The sequence below is a fragment of the Muribaculum sp. NM65_B17 genome (assembly GCF_004793735.1).
Lineage (GTDB): Bacteria > Bacteroidota > Bacteroidia > Bacteroidales > Muribaculaceae > Muribaculum > Muribaculum gordoncarteri.
In genome coordinates this window covers 519665-539984 of sequence record NZ_SRYY01000001.1, presented here as the reverse complement: position 1 = coordinate 539984, position 20320 = coordinate 519665, and the positions used below count along the sequence as shown (strand labels likewise).

General features: G+C 47.2%; 16 protein-coding genes and 1 pseudogene. 9 read left to right on the top strand and 8 right to left on the bottom strand.

Annotation, left to right across the window (positions count from 1 at the left end; translation table 11 throughout):
* The first annotated feature begins 21 nt into the window (after positions 1-21).
* The 4 genes and pseudogenes from E5354_RS02340 (at position 22) to E5354_RS02325 (ending at position 3305) form a co-directional block, all read left to right on the top strand.
* The gene (locus E5354_RS02340; protein WP_123396774.1) at positions 22-561 is read left to right on the top strand and encodes a flavodoxin family protein; all 540 of its coding nucleotides are present in this window, start codon (positions 22-24) and stop codon (positions 559-561) included.
* A gap of 55 nt (positions 562-616) precedes the next feature.
* Positions 617-1665, top strand: a pseudogene (locus E5354_RS02335) (alpha/beta hydrolase).
* 181 nt (positions 1666-1846) lie between these two features.
* Complete coding sequence (locus E5354_RS02330) at positions 1847-2293, top strand: NfeD family protein (RefSeq protein ID WP_123396772.1); 447 nt, start codon at positions 1847-1849, stop codon at positions 2291-2293.
* A gap of 34 nt (positions 2294-2327) precedes the next feature.
* On the top strand, positions 2328-3305 hold the full coding sequence (locus E5354_RS02325; RefSeq protein ID WP_123396771.1) for an SPFH domain-containing protein: 978 nt from the start codon (positions 2328-2330) through the stop codon (positions 3303-3305).
* Positions 3306-3388: 83 nt separating this feature from the next.
* Here E5354_RS02325 and gdhA read toward each other — a convergent pair whose 3' ends face one another.
* Positions 3389-4726, bottom strand: coding sequence for an NADP-specific glutamate dehydrogenase (gene gdhA / locus E5354_RS02320; protein WP_135946266.1), 1338 nt, complete (start codon positions 4724-4726; stop codon positions 3389-3391).
* Positions 4727-5079: 353 nt separating this feature from the next.
* On the opposite strand from gdhA, the gene E5354_RS02315 reads away from it, so the two are divergent.
* Both E5354_RS02315 and E5354_RS02310 read left to right on the top strand, forming a co-directional pair.
* Positions 5080-5454: a DUF4293 family protein gene (locus E5354_RS02315; protein WP_123396769.1), complete on the top strand. Its 375-nt coding sequence runs from the start codon at positions 5080-5082 to the stop codon at positions 5452-5454.
* 186 nt (positions 5455-5640) lie between these two features.
* Complete coding sequence (locus E5354_RS02310; RefSeq protein WP_123396768.1) at positions 5641-6192, top strand: hypothetical protein; 552 nt, start codon at positions 5641-5643, stop codon at positions 6190-6192.
* Positions 6193-6370: 178 nt separating this feature from the next.
* Here the strand turns inward: E5354_RS02310 and E5354_RS02305 are convergent, their stop codons facing one another.
* Positions 6371-6871: a flavodoxin gene (locus E5354_RS02305; protein ID WP_123396767.1), complete on the bottom strand. Its 501-nt coding sequence runs from the start codon at positions 6869-6871 to the stop codon at positions 6371-6373.
* A gap of 74 nt (positions 6872-6945) precedes the next feature.
* Complete coding sequence (locus E5354_RS02300) at positions 6946-9471, bottom strand: DUF5686 and carboxypeptidase-like regulatory domain-containing protein (RefSeq protein WP_246863712.1); 2526 nt, start codon at positions 9469-9471, stop codon at positions 6946-6948.
* 155 nt (positions 9472-9626) lie between these two features.
* On the opposite strand from E5354_RS02300, the gene E5354_RS02295 reads away from it, so the two are divergent.
* Entirely contained in the window at positions 9627-10082 is a 456-nt protein-coding gene (locus tag E5354_RS02295) for a CYTH domain-containing protein (RefSeq protein ID WP_123396766.1), read from the top strand.
* Between the two features lie 13 nt (positions 10083-10095).
* Here the strand turns inward: E5354_RS02295 and E5354_RS02290 are convergent, their stop codons facing one another.
* Genes E5354_RS02290 through rlmD form a run of 3 tightly spaced genes read right to left on the bottom strand, consistent with a single transcriptional unit; the run spans position 10096 to position 12448 of the window.
* On the bottom strand, positions 10096-10677 hold the full coding sequence (locus tag E5354_RS02290) for a 7-carboxy-7-deazaguanine synthase QueE (RefSeq protein ID WP_123396765.1): 582 nt from the start codon (positions 10675-10677) through the stop codon (positions 10096-10098).
* Positions 10668-11021 (bottom strand): 6-pyruvoyl trahydropterin synthase family protein, encoded by a 354-nt coding sequence (locus E5354_RS02285; RefSeq protein ID WP_123396764.1) that lies wholly within the window; start codon positions 11019-11021, stop codon positions 10668-10670. The genes E5354_RS02290 and E5354_RS02285 overlap by 10 nt, the downstream gene beginning before the upstream one ends.
* A 14-nt stretch (positions 11022-11035) precedes the next feature.
* Positions 11036-12448, bottom strand: a complete 1413-nt coding sequence (gene rlmD, locus E5354_RS02280) for a 23S rRNA (uracil(1939)-C(5))-methyltransferase RlmD (RefSeq protein WP_123396763.1) — start codon at positions 12446-12448, stop codon at positions 11036-11038.
* Positions 12449-12745: 297 nt separating this feature from the next.
* Between rlmD and ppdK the strand changes: the two genes are divergently transcribed.
* Positions 12746-15460, top strand: a complete 2715-nt coding sequence (ppdK, locus tag E5354_RS02275) for a pyruvate, phosphate dikinase (RefSeq protein ID WP_123396762.1) — start codon at positions 12746-12748, stop codon at positions 15458-15460.
* A 295-nt stretch (positions 15461-15755) separates the two neighbouring features.
* On the opposite strand, the gene E5354_RS02270 is transcribed toward ppdK, so the two are convergent.
* Positions 15756-16601, bottom strand: a complete 846-nt coding sequence (locus E5354_RS02270; protein ID WP_135946316.1) for an AraC family transcriptional regulator — start codon at positions 16599-16601, stop codon at positions 15756-15758.
* Between the two features lie 5 nt (positions 16602-16606).
* The gene (gene bla, locus E5354_RS14130; protein WP_136419368.1) at positions 16607-18109 is read right to left on the bottom strand and encodes a class A beta-lactamase; all 1503 of its coding nucleotides are present in this window, start codon (positions 18107-18109) and stop codon (positions 16607-16609) included.
* A 172-nt stretch (positions 18110-18281) separates the two neighbouring features.
* On the opposite strand from bla, the gene E5354_RS02260 reads away from it, so the two are divergent.
* A complete protein-coding gene (locus tag E5354_RS02260; RefSeq protein ID WP_168353798.1) occupies positions 18282-19739 on the top strand; it encodes a retropepsin-like aspartic protease in 1458 nt (485 codons plus the stop codon).
* Positions 19740-20320: the final 581 nt, after the last annotated feature.

The following is a 20320-nucleotide window of genomic DNA, read 5'->3' as shown; positions in this document are numbered from 1 at the left end:
AATTATTTATTAGACACATATATGAAGAATGTACTTATAATATCATCAAGTCTTCGCCGAGGCAGCAATTCCGAGGCTCTTGCCGAGGAGTTTGCTCGCGGAGCCGCTGATGCCGGCAACAACGTTGAATTGATTTCTCTGCGGGAGAAGGACATACGCTTTTGTCGCGGATGCCTCGCCTGTCAGAAAACTCAAAAGTGTGTGATAGCAGATGACTCACAAACCATTGTAGCCAAAATGCGCGATGCCGATGTGATAGCGTTCGCAACCCCGATTTACTATTACGAGATGAGCGGACAGCTGAAGACACTTCTTGACCGGGCCAATCCTCTGTATCCTTCGGACTACAGATTCCGCGACATATATATGCTGACCAGTGCCGCCGAAGATGAACAGTCCACTCCTGAACGTGCCGTGACGGGGCTGACCGGATGGATTGACTGTTTCGAGAAATCGCATCTTGCCGGTACAGTGTTCGCCGGAGGTGTCAATGCTCCCGAAGAAATCAACGGCCACCCCGCTCTTGCCGAGGCATACGCCGTTGGTAACAAAATCAAATAACAAGCAACTCGACAATATGAATCTCAAACATCTGCTGGTTGCCGGTCTGCTGGTCATGACAACAGGAATTGCAGGTCTGAACGCCTCCAATCAAAAAGAAAACCGAAACAATATGGAAAATTTGACTCTGACAAAAGAATGGGATAAGACATTCCCGAAGAGCGACAAGATTGACCACAGCAAGGTGACATTCGTCAACCGCTACGGTATAACACTTGCCGCAGATATGTACAAACCCAAGGGTGCCACGGGAAAACTCCCGGCAATAGCCGTATGCGGACCTTTCGGCGCTGTAAAGGAACAGGCTGCCGGACTCTACGCGCAGGAAATGGCGGAGCGTGGATTCCTTACCATCGCCTTCGACCCATCGTTTACAGGCGAAAGCGGCGGCACACCCCGTTATATGACCTCGCCTGACATCAACACCGAGGATTTCAGTGCGGCAGTGGACTATCTCGTGACGAATCCTGAAGTGGATCGTGAGAAAGTGGGAATCATCGGGATATGCGGCTGGGGTGGAATTGCAATCAACGCTGCCGCTTCCGATCCCCGCATCAAGGCGACTCTTGCCTCGACCATGTATGATATGAGCCGCGTAAACGCCAACGGCTATTTTGACGCCGAAGACAGTGCCGAAGCCCGCAACGCCCTCCGTGAGAAATTGGCCACACAGCGCACCGAGTTTGGGACTACCTCAACGGCACTCCCAAACTCGGTGGCGGTGTCCCTGACATATTGCCCGACGACGCGCCAAAGTTCCTGCGCGACTACTATGACTACTACAAGACCAAACGAGGCTATCATCCCCGTTCGCTCAATTCCAACGGAGGACGAAATGCCACTTCCCCGATACCTTGGATTAACTTTCCGCTGATGAGCCGTGCCGGAGAGATCGAGAATGCAGTGATGATACTGCATGGCGAGAAAGCTCACTCTTTATATTTCGGCAGTGATGCCTACAAGAAACTGACCGTAACTCCCGGCAAGGAAAACAATAAGCTCTTTATGGTCATCCCCGGAGCAAGTCACACCGACCTCTATGACCAAAAGGAAATCATCCCGTTTGCGTTGATAGATAAATTCTTCAGCGAAAATATGAAATAATCCAAGGTCATAGACAAGACATAACGGCAAATCGGTATTTAGTGTCGAATCGGCTCTTAATTATATCGATCTGCCGTTTTTCTTTACCGCTTTTAAGCCCTGATAGGTAATGTTATTTGTTTTATTAACCATAATTTTGTATTTTTGGAAAAGTAATAAACCTCTAAATATTTTTTAGATTATGTCATTGTGGATTGTTTACCTTATCGCAGCGGCTGTGCTTATGATTATAGAGCTGTTAACCGGCTTTGTTGCAACATTCTGTGTAGCTGTAGGATGTGTGATTGCTGCGGTATTGGATTTTATGGGATTGGGCATTGAAGCGCAACTTATAGGTCTGGCAGCAGGTGTAATAGTGGCATTCATCCTTTTTGCGCCGTTGATCAATCACCTTAGGAAAAAACATAACGTTCACCGTGAGGAGTATAATAGCAACATGAATGCACTCATTGGCAGGGAAGTGTTTGTGACGCAATCGATTCCCGACGGTGGCGGAGTAGGGCGCGTCACCGTCGACGGTGACAGCTGGCAGGCTGTAAGCAATTCGGGCGATGCCATTGAATTGGGCGCGCGCGTGCGTGTCACCGGCTACGACAGTATAATACTTACCGTTAAGCCTGTCATTTAAATCGAAAATAATTAACCAATTAATACTCTAAGCAATGGGAACTTATATTTTTCTGGGACTTGTTGTGCTGATAGTGATAATTGTCGTATCGGCCGGCGTGAAAATTGTCCCACAATCCGAAACTCGCGTAGTGGAGCGTCTTGGTCGTTTCCACAGCGTACTTAGTCCGGGACTCAATATCATTTGGCCTTTTATCGACAAGCCGAAGGTAGTGTACACACGCCGGGTGGAGTCGACTGTCAACGGTCAGAACATCGTGCGCATAACTTCATCAACCGCCATCGACCTTCGTGAGCAGGTATATGATTTTCCTTCACAGCAGGTAATCACCAAGGATAATGTGACTACCGAAATCAATGCGTTGCTCTACTTCCAGATTGTAGATGCCAAGAAGGCCGTGTATGAAATCGACAATCTGCCCAACGCACTTGAAAAGTTGACGCAGACATCGCTGCGTAACGTAATCGGCGAGCTTGAACTCGACCAGACGCTTACATCGCGCGACACCATAAATTCGCGCCTTCAGGTGATACTCGATGATGTCACCAACAAGTGGGGTGTCAAGGTCAACCGCGTAGAGCTGCAGGACATAACGCCTCCCCGCAGTGTGCGTGAGGCTATGGAAAAGCAGATGCAGGCTGAGCGAAATCGTCGTGCCGAAATCCTGAACGCCGAAGGACAGAAGACCTCGGTTATCCTCCTTTCGGAAGGTGACAAGCAGTCGCAGATCAATCAGGCTACAGCCGTTAAGGAGGCCGAGATCCTTCGTGCCGAAGGTGAAGCCCGTGCAAAGGTGTTGACCGCCCAGGCCGAAGCCGAAGCCATCATGCGTGTTGCCGAGGCGATAAAGTCGTCCAACACCGATCCGGCAACCTATATGCTTGCAATGAAGTATATCGATACATTGCGTGAAATGACCACAGGAAAGGACAACAAGACTGTCTACATCCCCTACGAGGCATCGAGCGTGCTGAGCTCAATAGGAGCGATAAAGGATATATTCAACAAGTAGCTGATATTTCCAAATTGAACAAATAAAGAATACCTCCGTCGAATCATCGGCGGAGGTATTTTCGTTATAAAGGTTATTGATTATCAGATTATGCCTTGACCCATCATTGCATTGGCAACCTTCATGAATCCGGCGATGTTGGCACCCTTCATGTAGTTGATGTAACCGTCGGGTTGTGTACCGTACTTCACACACTGCTCGTGAATGTCGTCCATGATTCCGTGGAGTTTCTGGTCAACCTCTTCGGCGCTCCAAGTGAGGTGCATTGCATTCTGGCTCATTTCAAGACCTGAAGTTGCAACTCCGCCGGCATTTACAGCCTTGCCGGGAGCATAAATTGTGCGGGTTTCGATAAAGTGGTCGATGGCTTCAGGCGTACAACCCATGTTTGAAACCTCGGCAACGAGTTCTACGTTATTGTCGACAAGCTGTTTTGCGTCGTCGCCGTTAAGCTCGTTCTGTGTAGCGCAGGGAAGAGCGATGTCAACCTTCTGTTCCCAAGGCTTGCGGCCGGGGAAGAATGTTGCATTGGGATATCTTTCAACGTAGGGTTCTACTACATCGTTGCCCGATGCACGCAACTCAAGCATATATTCGATTTTATCGCCTGAGATTCCGTCGGGATCATATACGTAACCGTCGGGACCCGATATTGTCACAACCTTTGCGCCGAGTTCGGTAGCTTTGAGAGCTGCGCCCCATGCAACGTTTCCGAATCCTGAGATAGCGACTTTCTTGTCCTTGATGGTTTCGCCTTTGCGGGCAAGCATGTCGTTTACGAAATATATAGCGCCAAAACCGGTAGCTTCGGGACGAATGCGTGAGCCTCCGAAATCAAGACCCTTTCCGGTGAAAGTTCCTGTACATTCATTGATGAGCTTCTTGTACATACCGTACATATAGCCTACTTCACGGCCGCCTACGCCTATGTCGCCGGCGGGAACATCACGGTCGGGACCGAGATTCTTCCACAATCCGAGCATGAATGCCTGACAGAAACGCATGATTTCGCGATCGCTCTTGCCGCGGGGCGAGAAATCGGAACCGCCTTTGCCGCCACCCATCGGAAGAGTGGTGAGTGCATTCTTGAATGTTTGCTCAAATCCGAGGAACTTAAGGATTGAAAGGTTGACTGATGCATGGAAACGTATACCTCCCTTGTACGGGCCTATGGCGTTGTTGAACTGTACGCGATAACCGATGTTGGTTTGAACTTCGCCCTTGTCGTCAATCCATGTTACACGGAAAGTCACGATTTTGTCGGGTTCAACCATACGCTCGATTATGCGAGCCTTCTCAAACTCGGGATGCTGATTGTAGACATCAGCTACCGATAATAACACTTCTTTAACTGCCTGAAGATATTCCTTCTCTCCGGGGTGTTTTGCCTCAAGGGCATTCATGATATTGTTAATATCCATACTTTAAAAGTATTAAATAGTAATTGTGTATCGCAAATGTAAGCAATAAATTTTGAATAAAACACTATTTTTTGATGAAAAATTTGGTGTCTTTCAATTAAATTTCTTATGTGAAGTAAACGTGCCTCATTTCATTGAAATATTAATGTATTGATGTCGTTTGATTGCAATTTGACAGCGCAGTGCCATGATGGCTTATGTATGCACCTGTATTTGCTGGCAATGTGCTGATTCATGCGCCATGATATTGTCAACATGAATTATATTTGTCATTAAATGATGGCAACTGTTTTGTCATTTGCAAAAAGTATAGTACATTTGTTTATCTTTTAACATTAAATACAATTATAATTATGGTAATACAACGTTGGCAAACGGTGTTTCTTTTCATTGCGGCAGTGGCAATGGGAATATTTTTCTTCCTTCCCGTGAGCTGCATGATGGGTTATATCACATCAATCCTTAATGCGCTTGTGACAGTGCTGCTGTTGGTTGACATTTTTATGTACAGGAACTTGAAATTGCAGAAATGTGTAGCATTGATATGCATCTGCTTTTGTTTCCTTTCAGCTGCTATCACGGCTTATCTCAGTTCGGTTCTTGACATTGCTACCAATTGGGAAGTGCAGCTTGTGTGTCCGGTTGTCGCAATAATATTCACATATTTAGCTTATGCCCGAATGAAGGCTGACGAAAAGCTCCTTAGAAGCTACGATCGCATACGCTGACAACACTGAATTTGTAAGCCATCACGACAATCCCCGATTCCCTATTTATTAAATAGGAGTCGGGGTTAATTTTTGTAATTACATATTGAGAATATGTTAAATTGTTGTTAATCAGCAAAATTGCGGATAAACTTTTCATTGCTGATATTGTCTATAAAATATCTGAATTAAAAACAATAACAAATTATGAAAAAGAAAATTTTAAGTCTTGCTGTCATAGCAATGTCAATGTTCTCGATTAACGCAGTGGCTCAAAATCCGACAACAAATAATGCTCCCGCCAAAGAGTGTAAAAAAGAGTGCAAAGCATCTCAGTGCAACGACAAAAAGTGTGACAAACAGTGTCCTGCACTTTTTTCAGGCATGAATCTTACCGCCGAGCAGCAGGCCCAATTGAAGGCTTTGCAGGAGAAGCGAGCAACCAAGATGCGTCAGCGTGCTGAAAACGCGAAGGCTCAGAAAAAGAGCGACCGCAGGCAGAACGACTCATTGAGAATGGCCGACCGCAAGAACTATCTTGAGGAAGTGAAGGCTATCGTAGGCCCCGACCAGTATGTGATATTCCTTGAGAACATAGTATTGAACAATCCTCAAGGCAAAGGTCACTCGGTTATGCCCGGTAAGATGGGACGACATGGTGACAAGGTAATGCGTCAAGGTGACCGAATGAAGAAGGATGGACGCCATCAGCATCGTGGTGACGGACAGCGCCCACAGCAAGCTCCGACAAACAAATAATTACACAATATTTTAAATTAGGGGTACGCCCGAAGAGCTGGGAAGCTTTTCGGGCGTACTGTTTCATTATAAAACCTAAGCGGATGAAACGGCGATTTTATAGCCTGTTTCATCCGCGTTATTCAGTGATTTAATGAGGACATCCGCATCCATCCCAAAGGATGACCTCCTTGATTTGCTAAATCTCTGATTTTATCTTGTCGGTCCACTCTTTTATGCGTTCATCGCTGAGCTCGGGATGATTTACTTCGTCAAGAAGCAATCCCACGTAAACTCCGTCGATAAATGCAGGTGACTCGTCAAATGTGTAGACGCTTGCATCAAATGGAGCGATGAATTTGGCACCGGTACCTTGGAGGCGCTTGTAGATTTCGCCAACAGCACCGCAGAATGTGTCGCTCATCGATTCATCACCGCAACCGAATATTGCAATGTCTTTGCCCTTAAGGTCTAGAGCTTCAAGGCCGTCGATGAAGTCATACCAGTCATCCTGAAGGTCACCGGCACCCCATGTCGAGGAACCGAGAACGAGTACATCATATTGTGCTACATCCGAGGGTGATGACTTTGCTACATCATGTATATCAGCATCGGCAACGCCGAGATCTTTTGCTATGCGTTGTGCTACATCGGCAGTAACTCCGGTTGAAGAACCGTAAAATATCCCAATTTTTTTCATAGTTATCTAATATTAAAATTATCAACACTATAACATTATATGAGATGATAATGTTCAATGTGTGTCTTATACTGTCAGAAAGTAAAATGCATCGCTATTCTCAAGCCTGAGTTGGGAGCTCCGGGAGTGTTGCGATAGGATAGACGCCACACATAGTCGACTCGCAGGACACTGAAGATATTGTCGAGTCCCGCGCTTATTTCCATGTAGGGGCGTCCCGACATCCGGGTCACCGTTATGTCCTCAGGGAAGCGAAACAGTTCAGGGTTGTAGGTAGGATCGTTCTTTTTGCTGAGATGCCCCCAAAGGCTTTTAAACGACACCACCTCCCTTAGTTTCGATTTTTTCAATAACGGCAGGCGAGTAAAGAGAGCGCCGTTGGCCCAGTAGGTAATGTCGATCAATCCGTAGGTGTCGTTGATGAATTCCAATGGATTCATCAATGCGAAGCTTTCGGGCTGAATCGTGTAGGAGAGATTGGCATTGGGCAGCAACAGGTTCAGATAGGGAGCCGCCTCCCACACGTGACCGCCCTTTGCCACGGCGTCGATGTAGCCGAATGCCGATAGCCAGATGCGTTTTTGCAGTCGCAGCTCGGTGCGGTTGATGGGGAACATGCTTCCCATGAACCCGCGCGGCGCATAGGTGTGGGTAAGCTCTATTACCGGCGCATCAAGGTTGATGGGATAGCGGTTGGTTCTTCCCTGGTAGAACTTCTCGCCGGGTGCATATCGCAGCTTTATATTGAACGCCGCTTCATTGTAGTGACCGTAGTGTTTGCCTGCGCCATCGATAAAGGGAATCCACTTGGTGGCCTCTTGGCGCTCGTAGGCAAATCCTGCCACGAGGGAGAATCCGTTACGTAATTCAAGCGTATAGTCCAGCGCGGTTAGCCGCCTGTAGGTTACGCGCGTATCCTCCATGCGCTTGAATGATAGAAACAGGTTGTCCTGATTGGTAAACAGATATTTTTGTCCCAGTTGGTCGAGCTCGTAGGACTGGGTGAATCGCAATGACTTTACGGGAAATTCGCGTGAATGATACTCTTTGTCGATGAACGAGTATTCAAGTTCGGCTTTGTATTTCCACTTATGGTCGCGAAGGCCGTAGGCTACATATCCGCGGCCAAACCAACGCTTCGACAGATTGGCCGTTGTCATTCCTCCGGTTCGCAGACGCACTCCCTCGGCAGTGTTGTAGGAGATGCTCGTGTTTACAGGACCGTAGTCAAACTTGCTGTTCTTGCCCGTAGGTGCATACCCTGAAACGAGCAGTTTCAATGTCTTCTCGGTCCAGTAATACAATGGTACACTACGCAGCCTTTCGACAAGCGATTTCACGCTTCCTTCACCCACTTCGAGCGGTACAAGTCGGTTCTTTTCCCAGAAATCGTCGTCGCGCTTAAATGCGGAGGCATCGACAACCTCGTGCTCGGCGTGACTGAACACATCATCGACACCTACCGGCGGCCTGTCGAAGCTGAAATTATTGTAAACCGTGTTACGGCGCGTATAGAAGCTCGGAGTACCCGGCATGACGCGAAATTCGACAATCATGTCGTCCTTTGTCTTAAGGCGGGAGCCGTCGGGAGCCTTTTCGTAGGTTTGTGACACCGACATTGCATCCACGAAGTTTACATTTATGGAGTGGGGCAGATACAGGTCAATTTTCTTAATGAACATTGTCGAGTCGTTTTTGGGAACATAGAGCTTCCCGAGAAACCCGAATGTTTGTGGAGTGTGAGGCACGAAACTCAACACTATGCAAGAGTCGCCTTCAACCACTATGGTGTCGGAAAGATAGTACTTGTAAAAGTCGGTTGCTATCCGTGACAGCGGACTCACAAACCTGTTTTGCAACAATGTCACATCGTTTCCGTCATAAATGTCAATCTCACTGAACACATCCTCCATGAATCGGCGCATACTCTCCTGATCAGCCATCTGGTCGACTCCCTCGCGCTTTATGCCTTTCACATACTCACGTTCGCTTTCAGGCGACTTACGATAGTGAACCGATGACGACTTTTCCTGTACTGCGACATTGAGTATCGGCTTGCCCGACACTTCCGATATGTCTATGTGATCCTTCAGAAAGTCAAATTTGCGTCCTATCCATGAATCATCCGATGGATTGAAGTCGTTGAGCGCTATTGTCATGCGTTCATACTTGTCGTAATTGAAGTAGTCGTTGCGGTAGGGATCGTTTATGTCACGCGTGGCGCGTATGCGTTCAAGAAACTCAACTGCGGGATTGTTCTTCTTGCTGTACTTCTCCTTTGTGGGCTTGACTATTATTTCGTTAAGCTGAACTCCGTCGGGCGACAGATCGATTATGAGATTGCGTATCTGTGATGATTTCAACTCTACGGTTTTGGTGGCATAACCCATGACGGATACTCGTAACTCGGTCGCTTTTTGAGGTGACGACAGCTTGAATGTACCGTTTTCCTCCGAAAGCACTCCGTTGTCGGTGCCTTCAAGGAACAGTGCTACATAAGGAATCGGCTCGTGAGTAACGGAATCCCTTACGACACCGCGCAACTGTGTCGTTTGTGCGTTGATCGACACTCCGCAGGCAAATGCCGTAAATAATATCAAGTGTGTTATAATGTACCTAAAACCCGTTTTCAAATCAATGTCTATTCAAAACAAATGCATAACTTTGTAATGTATTCCTCGTGTGGTTTCGTCATACTACATTCCGATGCCACTGAAAGGGTTGCAAAGTTACAAATTTTTTCCGTCATATAGAAATGTCCAAAGAAATAGAGCGAAAGTTCCTCGTTGTAAACCAAAGTTATAAATCGATGGCGACATCCTGCGACCACATAGTCCAGGGCTATTTGTCGCGCAATGTCGATGCCACTGTAAGGGTGCGCCTACGCAATGATAAGTCGTTTTTGACGGTCAAGGGCCGCAATCACGGCATAGAAAGGGATGAGTGGGAGTATGCTATTCCGTTGGACGATGCACGTTGTATGCTGCAACGGCTTGTCGACGGGCCGGTCATCGACAAGCAGCGTTACATCGTGCCATATAGCGGTAAAGTGTGGGAAGTCGATGAATTTTCGTCGCCCGATGCCGGGCTGGTTGTGGCTGAAGTTGAATTGACGAGTGTTGATGAAGAGTTTGATATACCTCCTTTTATCGGCGAGGAGGTGACGGGTGATCCTCGTTACTATAACTCAATGCTCGGAATCAAGAAATAGGAAGCAAGTGCTGTCAGCGCACGTTAAGTATTTTGTGTAGTTGCAGCGACAGCCGCCATTGCGGATGTGACAGGCAATAGTCCAATGCCTCCGATGTTATGCGGCGGTTTTGTTCGTCATCGCCGGTGTCACACGGTTGCAGTACACGATGTGACGCTTCTATGTGATTGTAACGCGACGGATCGTTGTCGCCGCAATACACGATTTTCAGCTCGTCGCAATGTTCAATTACCGTTTGTGCATTGCCACAGAAATCATCTTTGGGCGACAATGTCACGTGGTCGATGCCGGCGGGCAGCGGGTGAGTGCCGTTGGTTTCAATTGCGATAGTCTTGCCTGCGTTATGGAGCGCCTCCACGATAGCGTCGTCGATGAACAGCGAAGGCTCTCCGCCTGTCAATACGACGAGCGAAGCATCGTAGCGCGACACTTCGTGCATTATGTCGTCGAGCGACATCGGGCTTCCCGCTTGATGTGATGTGTCGCAGAATGGGCACTTCAGATTGCAACCGCTGAATCGCAGGAATATGGCCGGAACCCCGGCATTGACGCCTTCGCCCTGGATGCTGTAAAATATCTCGTTAATCAGATACATGCGTCGGCGGCGTTGTCGTCAATGTATATCGCTTCATTACCCTCCGACTCCTGGACTCGAGCTTTGTAACATTCGGGTATGCGGTCCACGATCCACCGCGCTATGTTCTCGGCCGTGGGATTGAACGGAAGCAGCTCATTCAGGTTGCCGTGGTCGAGATAGCCGTGAATAAGCTCCTTTATATGCGAAAAGTCACACACCATTCCGTCGGCGTTCAATTCCCCGGCACGGCAATAAACCGTTATGATCCAATTGTGGCCGTGAAGCCGGCTGCATTTGCTCGGATAACTTAATTCCAGTCTATGCGAAGCCGATATTTCGATTCGTTTGGTTACATAGTACATAGCGCGTGACGGTGTTAATTTCGCAATGTAAGTTTAACTACATTCTCGACATGGGCCGTGTGGGGGAACATATCTACCGGCTGTATGGCTTCGATTTGATATTCCGAGTCGAGCAGTGCAAGGTCGCGTGCCTGAGTGGCCGGGTTACAGCTTACGTAGACGATGCGATGTGGACGGGCATTCAGAATCACTTTCACCACATCCTCGTGCATGCCTGCTCGTGGGGGATCGACTATCATGACATCGGGATGTCCGTGCTGCTCGATGAATGAGTCGGTGAGAACATCCTTCATGTCGCCGGCAAAGAAGAGGGTGTTGTCGATTCCGTTTACCTCCGAATTTATTTTCGCATCTTCGATGGCTTCGGGCACATACTCGATGCCTATGACTTTTGCCGCGTTACGTGACACGAAATTGGCAATGGTTCCTGTACCGGTGTATAGGTCGTAGACCAGTTCCTTTCCCGTCAATTGTGCGAAGTCACGCGCAACCTTGTAAAGCTTGTAGGCTTGAAGTGAATTGGTTTGATAGAATGATTTTGGACCCACTCTGAATTTCAGGCCTTCCATCTCTTCCTCTATATATGGCATTCCGCTGTAGAGTATTACATCCTGGTCGCCTATGGTGTCGTTGACCTTGGTGTTGACTACATACATCAGCGAGGTGACTTCGGGGAATGCTTCCTTGATAGCCGACATGAGCATATTGATGCGCTCGGCGTCGTTTTCACCGAATACCATCACCGCCATCACCTGACCGGTTGATGCTATTCTTATCATGAGCGTGCGCAACAATCCGCACTGCGCTCTGAGATCATAGAATGTGTAACCGTGTTCCTTGCCGAAATTCTTCACGAAAAGGCGCAGCCGATTTCCGAGATCGTCCTGAAGGTGGCACGTGTTGATGTCGAGCACCTTGTCAAAGGCTCCGGGGATGTGGAATCCGGCGGCATCGCGGTCGGGAAATTCTTCGCCCGAAGCAAGCTGCTCAAATGTAAGCCACTTCTTATTGGAAAATGTGTACTCCATCTTGTTGCGGTATTCCCAGATGTTGTCCGAGCCTATTATCGGAGTTATCTCGGGGGCTTCCACCTTGGCGATTCTTTCGATGGCATCCTTGACCTGCTTCTGCTTGCACTTCAGTTGAAAAGAGTAGGGAAGGTGCTGCCAGCGGCAACCTCCGCACAGCGTGAAATGCTCGCATCGAGGCTCTATTCTCACCTCGCCGGGGGTGTGCATCTTTGTAATGTGACCTTCGGCGTAGCTTTTCTTCTTTTTGTCTATCTTGACATCAACTATGTCGCCGGGGGCACCGTAGGGAATGAATACCACCATTTGGTCGACACGAGCTATCGAGTTGCCTTCAGCTGCAACATCTTCTATGGTTATCTGCTCCAATACCGGGAGCTCTTTGCGTTTCCGTGACAATTTCAGTCGGTTTTAGTGATTATTGGCGACAAAATTACTAATAATAAGTTAGAATGAGAAATCATTGATTGCACAAACTGAATATTGCCGACCGTATCGACCGATTTTGTATGTTAAATACTATTTTAACAATGCACAACAAGCAAATTGCCGTTAAAAATAGCCCTATTGTCGTATTTTTTCGTCGAAAGTGTTTCGTTTTCTCATTATATTATCCTAAATTTGCAACATAACTAATGCCGATTAGACTATAACCAAAAAATAAAATAAGTTTAATTTTAACATCAATTAAATCCAATGAAAAGAGTTTACACATTCGGTGACGGTAAAGCCGAAGGTAATGCCGAGATGAGAAATCTTCTGGGTGGTAAAGGCGCTAACCTCGCTGAAATGAACCTCTTGGGAATGCCGGTTCCTCCGGGATTCACCATCACGACAGAAGTATGTAACCAATACACTCAGGATGGCCGTGACGCAGTCGTTCGTTTGATTCAAAAGGATGTGGAAGCAGCAATTGCCCACGTTGAATCACTTACAGGAAAGAAATTCGATGATCCCGCCAATCCCCTGCTCGTATCAGTTCGCTCGGGTGCTCGTGCATCAATGCCCGGTATGATGGACACCGTCCTCAATCTTGGTATGAACGACGCTACTGTAGCTTCACTTGCTGAAAAGAGCGGTAATCCCCGTTTTGCTTGGGACAGCTATCGTCGCTTTGTCCAGATGTATGGTGATGTTGTTCTTGGTATGAAGCCCAAGAGCAAGGCCGACATCGATCCTTTTGAGGAAATCATGGAAAAGGTTAAGGAGCAGAAGGGCGTTAAGCTTGACACCGAGCTTGATGTTGACGACCTCAAGAACCTTGTAAAGCTGTTTAAGGTTGCTGTTAAGGACTTCACCGGAAAGGACTTCCCCGACAGCGCATGGGAACAGCTTTGGGGTGGTATCTGCGCCGTATTCGACAGCTGGATGAACGAGCGCGCCATCCTTTATCGCCGCATGAACCAGATTCCCGAAGAGTGGGGTACTGCAGTAAATGTACAGGCCATGGTTTACGGTAACATGGGTAACAATTCGGCTACCGGTGTTGCTTTCAGCCGCGATGCCGCTACCGGTGAAAATATGTTCAACGGTGAATACCTTATCAATGCTCAGGGCGAGGATGTCGTTGCCGGTATCCGCACACCGCAGCAAATTACTGTAGAGGGTTCACGCCGCTGGGCCGCTCTTCAGGGTATCTCGGAAGACGACCGCAAGAACAAGTATCCTTCACTTGAAGAGTCAATGCCTGACTGCGCCGCCGAGCTTATCGCTATCGCAAACCGTCTTGAGGACTACTACAAGGATATGCAGGACATGGAGTTCACCATTCAGGATGGTAAACTCTGGATGCTTCAGACTCGTAACGGTAAGCGCACAGGTGCCGCTATGGTTAAGATAGCTATGGACCTCCTTCGTGCCGGTCAGATCGACGAAAAGACCACTCTCATGCGCATGGAGCCCCAGAAGCTTGACGAACTTCTTCACCCGGTATTCGACAAGGCTGCCCTCAAGCGTGCCAAGGTTGTTGCCAAGGGTCTTCCCGCATCACCCGGTGCTGCTGCTGGTCAGGTTGTATTCTCGGCTGAGGATGCTGAAGCTTGGGCTGAAAAGAAGAAGAAAGTCGTTCTTGTACGTATCGAAACCTCTCCCGAGGACCTTCGCGGTATGGCTGTAGCACAAGGTATCCTCACAATGCGTGGCGGTATGACCTCTCACGCTGCTGTGGTTGCCCGTGGTATGGGTAAGTGCTGTGTATCAGGAGCCGGTGAAATTAAGGTTGACTACAAGGCCAAGACTGTTGAGATGGGCGGTAAGGTTTACAAGGAAGGCGACTGGATTTCGTTGAACGGTTCTACAGGTGAAGTTTATGACGGTCAGGTTCCCACTACCGAGCCCGAACTTGGAGGCGACTTTGGCGCAATCATGAACCTCGCTGCAAAATATACCAAGACACTCGTACGCACCAACGCCGACACTCCCCGCGATGCAAAGCAGGCTCGCAACTTCGGCGCTCAGGGTATCGGCCTCTGCCGCACCGAGCACATGTTCTTTGAAGGCGACCGCATCAAGGCTGTTCGCGAGATGATTCTTTCAAATGATGTCGACGGCCGTCGCAACGCTCTTAAGAAGCTTCTTCCCATGCAGCGCGGTGACTTTGAAGGCATCTTCGAGGCTATGGACGGCTACGGAGTTACCATCCGTCTTCTCGATCCCCCGTTGCACGAGTTTGTACCTCACCAGACTGCCACTCAGAAAGAGCTCGCTCAGGAAATGGGCTTGACTCTTGAGGAAGTTAAGGCTAAGGTTGACAGCCTTGAGGAATTCAACCCGATGCTCGGTCACCGTGGTTGCCGTCTTGGTATCACCTATCCCGAAATCACTGAAATGCAGACCCGCGCCATCATCGAGGCTGCTCTCAACATGAAGGCTCGCGGTATCGATGTACATCCTGAAATCATGATTCCTCTTGTTGGTACATTGAAGGAAATCCAGAACCAGGCCGATGTAATCAACATCACTGCTGCAAAGGTATTTGAGGAAAGAGGCGAATCAGTTCCCTACAAGGTAGGTACAATGATTGAGGTGCCCCGCGCTGCCTTGACCGCCGACCAGATTGCAACTGTTGCTGACTTCTTCTCATTCGGAACCAACGACTTGACTCAGATGACCTTCGGTTACTCTCGTGACGACGCTCCCAAGTTCCTCAAGTTCTACAAGGAGCACGGCATTATCAAAACCGATCCCTTTGAAGTACTCGACCAGGAAGGTGTTGGCCAGCTCGTACGCATGGGCGTTGAGAAGGGTCGCGCCACCAAGCCCGAACTCAAAGTGGGTATCTGCGGCGAGCACGGAGGTGAACCCTCATCAGTTAAGTTCTGTGCTAAGCTTGGCATGAACTACGTGAGCTGCTCACCCTACCGCGTTCCTATCGCTCGTGTAGCTGCGGCGCAGGCTGCAATTGAGGGATAATCGGAATATTCTGACAATCAGATAGATAGGCGATAAGCCCTTGATGAAAAAGGGGTTATCGCCTATTTTTTACGTACATAACGACACATCCCATGTGCAGTATGAACGGAAATGTTTAGAAATAGTTTAGAGTTTTTTCGACCCGTGTTTAGAGCGATGTTTAGAGCAAAAAACGATATGTAATTATGGCTACACTTGCTTTTATATTTAGCGATTCGCAATAAATGTATGGCAATTTGTCATCGAATAAACAAGCAATTCTAAGAATTTTATAATATTTCTGATGGTGTCACAATTATGGCATAATTGCCGCGGGGGCGATTCCGAAACGCTTTTTAAATGCAGTGGAGAAGTGTGACGGATTACGAAATCCAACCTCGGCGTATACATCTACCACCTTTTTACGGCCGCCTTTAATGAGTTCGTATGCTTTTTCAAGTCGGCGGGCTATAAGCCATTTTTCGGGAGTAAGATCGCTTATTTTCTTAAAATCACGCTTAAATGTTGCAAGGCTTCGTCCGGTGTAATGGGCAATCTCTTCTATGCTTAGGTCGCTCGTATAGTTCTCTTCCATGAAGTCGAGTATATCCATTTTCCATGGTTTGCTGAAGTCAAACATCAAAGGCGCAAAACCTTCATCGATAGCAAGAAGAGCCATAAGACCTTCCTGCAATTTTAGGCTCATGAATTCATCCTTTGGCTTGACGTCGGGATTGAGATAGGGTGACATCGAGGCAAACAGCGACTCAAGTTCCACAGTTTCAGGCAGAATCATGACAGCATTGTCCATTTTCTTGATCTGGGCCGGAGCAGTATTATATCCCAATTTATTATACATGTCACGCAGGAAGTTGCGCGTAAACATCAAAAATATCCCGCAATAACGTTCACCGTTATGCGACTTTTTGTACATGGTGATTTTGTAGTCACGTGGAATGAATACACATTCACCTTTGTGTACATGTCTCTTTTCTTTACCATTGTCCAACATCATCTCTCCGGAGTGCACATAATTTATGGCAAACTCACGGGAACGATGTATGCAACTGCTTGTGTCATCATAGAAAAAGCTGTAAAACACATTATTATAGTTGAATATCAGCTTCAACGGATCTTGTTTATTGTCCTGAATATTTGTCATAGTCATCAATTTGCGTTGGTTATGAACTCTGCTGTCATTTCCGAAATATCGGCAATTATATCCTCGGTATGCTCCATGTCGTAGTATGAGTCGGCTATGAACACTGCTATGCTGTAGTGTGTTCCGTCGGGAAGATGCACGTATCCGGCATCGTTTACAGCCATGAGGCTGCCATCGGGATTTATGAAACCGGTTCCCGTTTTATGGCCTATTACCGCATTGGATTCAATCAAAGGCTTGGCCAGTCGTGCCTGACCTGTTTCGCATGACTCCATCAGTTGCTTTATGCGTTTCGACAGTGTGTCGTTATATTGGGAGTCAAATGTCCACATCAGTTTAGCCATGGCTACAGGGGTGGCTGAATTTTCATAGCATCGCGACACATCGATGTGCATGTCGTCCTCGCTCCATTTGATTGTAACGCCTTCTATTCCGGTCGCCGATACGTATTCATTGGCCGAAGCGGCTCCGCCTATGCAATTCAGCAAAATGTCCGATGCATTGTTGTCGCTTTGCTGAAGGGCATAGGCCAGCAATTCATCAAATGTGATTGACGCGGTGTCGACATCGGCGTATTTCTTCAGCATGGGGCTGTAAGTATCGCGATGTAAATCGCCGGCTGTAACGAGGCATGAATCCGAGAAGTCGATGTCACGCATTCGGCAATATTCGGCCACGGCCATGGCGATTGGAAATTTGTAAACGCTCAACATTGGAAATGCGTAATCGCCATTTATCGATACCGAGTATCGGCCATTGACAAGTACAGCGATTCCGATTCGGGCATTTTTATCGGCTATGTATTGGGTAAGCTTCTCCTTCAGCGGGGCGTAAGGATTTGATGGCGATTGTGGAATTTCGATTTTTTCGCCGAGAAAATGCGGTCGTTTCCCTACAAGCAGATCAAGCATCATCTTGTCACGGGCGAGCCATTCACGCAATGCAAGTCGCACTCTCACCAGTCGTCCGGCACGCAGGGGGGCAGCTATTGCCACTGCCTCGATGCCGCTTTTCTCGGCGAGATATAGGGCACGCGCATTATGGTCGGCCTGTGATATTATTGTCAATGAATCGCAGCCGAAGACCTCCTTTGCTCTCACCACTGAGTCGAGAGTGCGGAATCCGGCATAGTCAGGCACTATTGCATCCTCGGGAATGCCGTGAGCCATGAGTGAGTCCTTCATGGCCGTTGTTTCGTCATATTGTCGTGTGTGGTTGTCGCCGCTCACGATTATGTAATCAATCTTCCCTTGACGGAACAGCTTTACTGCGGTATTGATGCGATTGGTGAAGTAGGAGTTAGGTGTGCCGTAACGGTTAAGCGGCGAAGTTCCGAGCAGTAGGGCCACGCGATTGTGGGGCAGGGCATCAATGTTGTCATATATTCGGTCGCGTGTGCTGCGTTCAACCACAACATTGGCAATAACGGTGAATATGGTGACGACTACAGCAAGTGCAGCCAATGATAATCCTATTCTGCGAAATATTATGTTCCTCTTATTATTCATGTGATAATGTGATAGCTTGATTGGAGTTCAAAATTAATCTTTTCCTCGCAATAAATCAACTGAAAGGTGTTTTTGTAACAACAAATTAGGTCGTGAATATGAAAAATGTTAGATTTGTGTATTCGCTCTAATGCGATCTCCTTGCATGATGTTTCATAAATGGCTTATCATCTTGACAATAGGGTTTGCGGCTTCAATATCGGCAAGCTCACAATCGGTGGATGAACGCATTGCCAATGCCATGAACGCATCCGATTGGTTTGGCCTTGATTCGATATATGGGTCCACACCTAAGGATTCGATAAATCCGTTTTTGGAGGTGTTTTCACGTTGCCTCATAGGCAACCGTCTTAACCGCCCCGATGTTTCAATCCCGGCGTTTGAGGAGCTGTTCAATAATTATAATGAGTCGCTGGACCTTAATAACTATCTCAGTTCTTCAGTTATGTGGGCTATGGATTTAAGCCGGGTGGGAAAGAATAAGGAGGCCGCATCGCTGATGTCGCAAGTTATCGAACAGGCGTTACAATATCTTGATTCTGCGGCGGTCATGACCATGCATAGCTATGAATCAAAATATAAGGAATTGTCGGCTTATCAGCCCTATGCAATGTCGATAGATGGCGACGAAGGTGTTATCCCGTTCAAGCTTATACAAGTAGGTCGCACTGAGAAGCCGGGATTGGCCATCGAACTTGAGCGATGCCAAGTCAACGGACATGATGTCAAGCCAACTTTTGACACAGGCGCGGGAGTAAACATAGTCAATGATTCTATTGCCCGATTGTGCGGATTCACCTATCAGGAATCCGATGTAAACGTAATGGGCGTAGGGCGAAAGTCGGCTCGTCTTGCAATTGCAAAGGAGCTCGTTCTTGGAAATGTCACGCTGACCGATGTGCCATTTTATGTTGTCGACATGTCAACCGGAAACCGGGAGGCTAACAATTATGTATCACATCTTGAATTAATAGTTGGAAGCGAACTGATGCTGGCGATTAAGGATTTGACTGTGGATTTTATAAAGCGCTCCATATCAATACCACGAGAGGCTGCGGTGCGTAGTGACGAACAGTCAAATATGTGTTTTTCTTCCCAGATGAATCTGTTGGTCAAAGGTGGTGTCGACGGGCGCCCGTTGCTTTTCAATCTTGATACCGGCGATGCATCCACCGGCATATTGATGCCTTCGTTCTATAAGCGTAATAGGGATTATGTATTGTCACATTCTGTTCCCGATACTATACGGCAGGCGGGGCTTGGCGGATGGATTAAGATAGAGGGTTTCAACCTTGAGAATCCGCTTATCAAGCTCGGGAATAGCCAAGTACGCGGTCAATCTATTTTTGTGTGCGGCGACAATAGTTCAATACCAATGTTTGCCGATGATGTTGACTGTAATCTCGGTTTGCAATCTATAATCCTTTTCGGCCGCATACGGTTCAATATGGTCGACATGACATTGACTGCAATGCCCGTCAAAGAATCGAATGAGCTTAAACTTAATGCATTGAAAATAAAATATAATCATAAACCGGAATATACTGACTGGCAAGCGGTAGGCATGCTCCTCTTTGGCGTGGCAAAGCAACTCATCTACCCCTATTCAGTGGATAACCCCGATCTATAACCGTAAGCTACTTAAATAGTCAAATGCCCCAATCCCGGTACTTTAAGATATGATTTATTGTAGTATGCTCCAATCTCTGTAGTTTCATGCATTGATTGGAGCATTTTCACTTATTACGACATTACCTTAAATGAGTTTGTCTGATTTATAATAACTGATTAAACCGTAAAGGGAATAACCTTGCCAGCTATTTCCTTATTTCGTTTATTAAACCTCGTTTTAGAGGTCAAATTCACTAATATCCAAACTTGTTGGTTCGGATACTCCCACCAAATTCCAATGTGTACTAATCCATTCAAATGAATAACCATTTATTGATAAATATGGCATACCACATGGAAAAATGCTATTAACATAAAGGATTAATCTTTCCATAATTTAAAATTTGACACAAAAGTATAGAAAGTTTTTTTGCTGTACAATATAATAAATGATTTACTAATGCGGCTATAAATCATTTACTTATACTCGCAAAGTTCTCAGATTGCGGATGGTAGATTGTACTATTGACATCTACACTGGAAAAACCTCATGAAACGATATAAAATACGACCGATGACGGGAAGTCGACGGTCGTATTT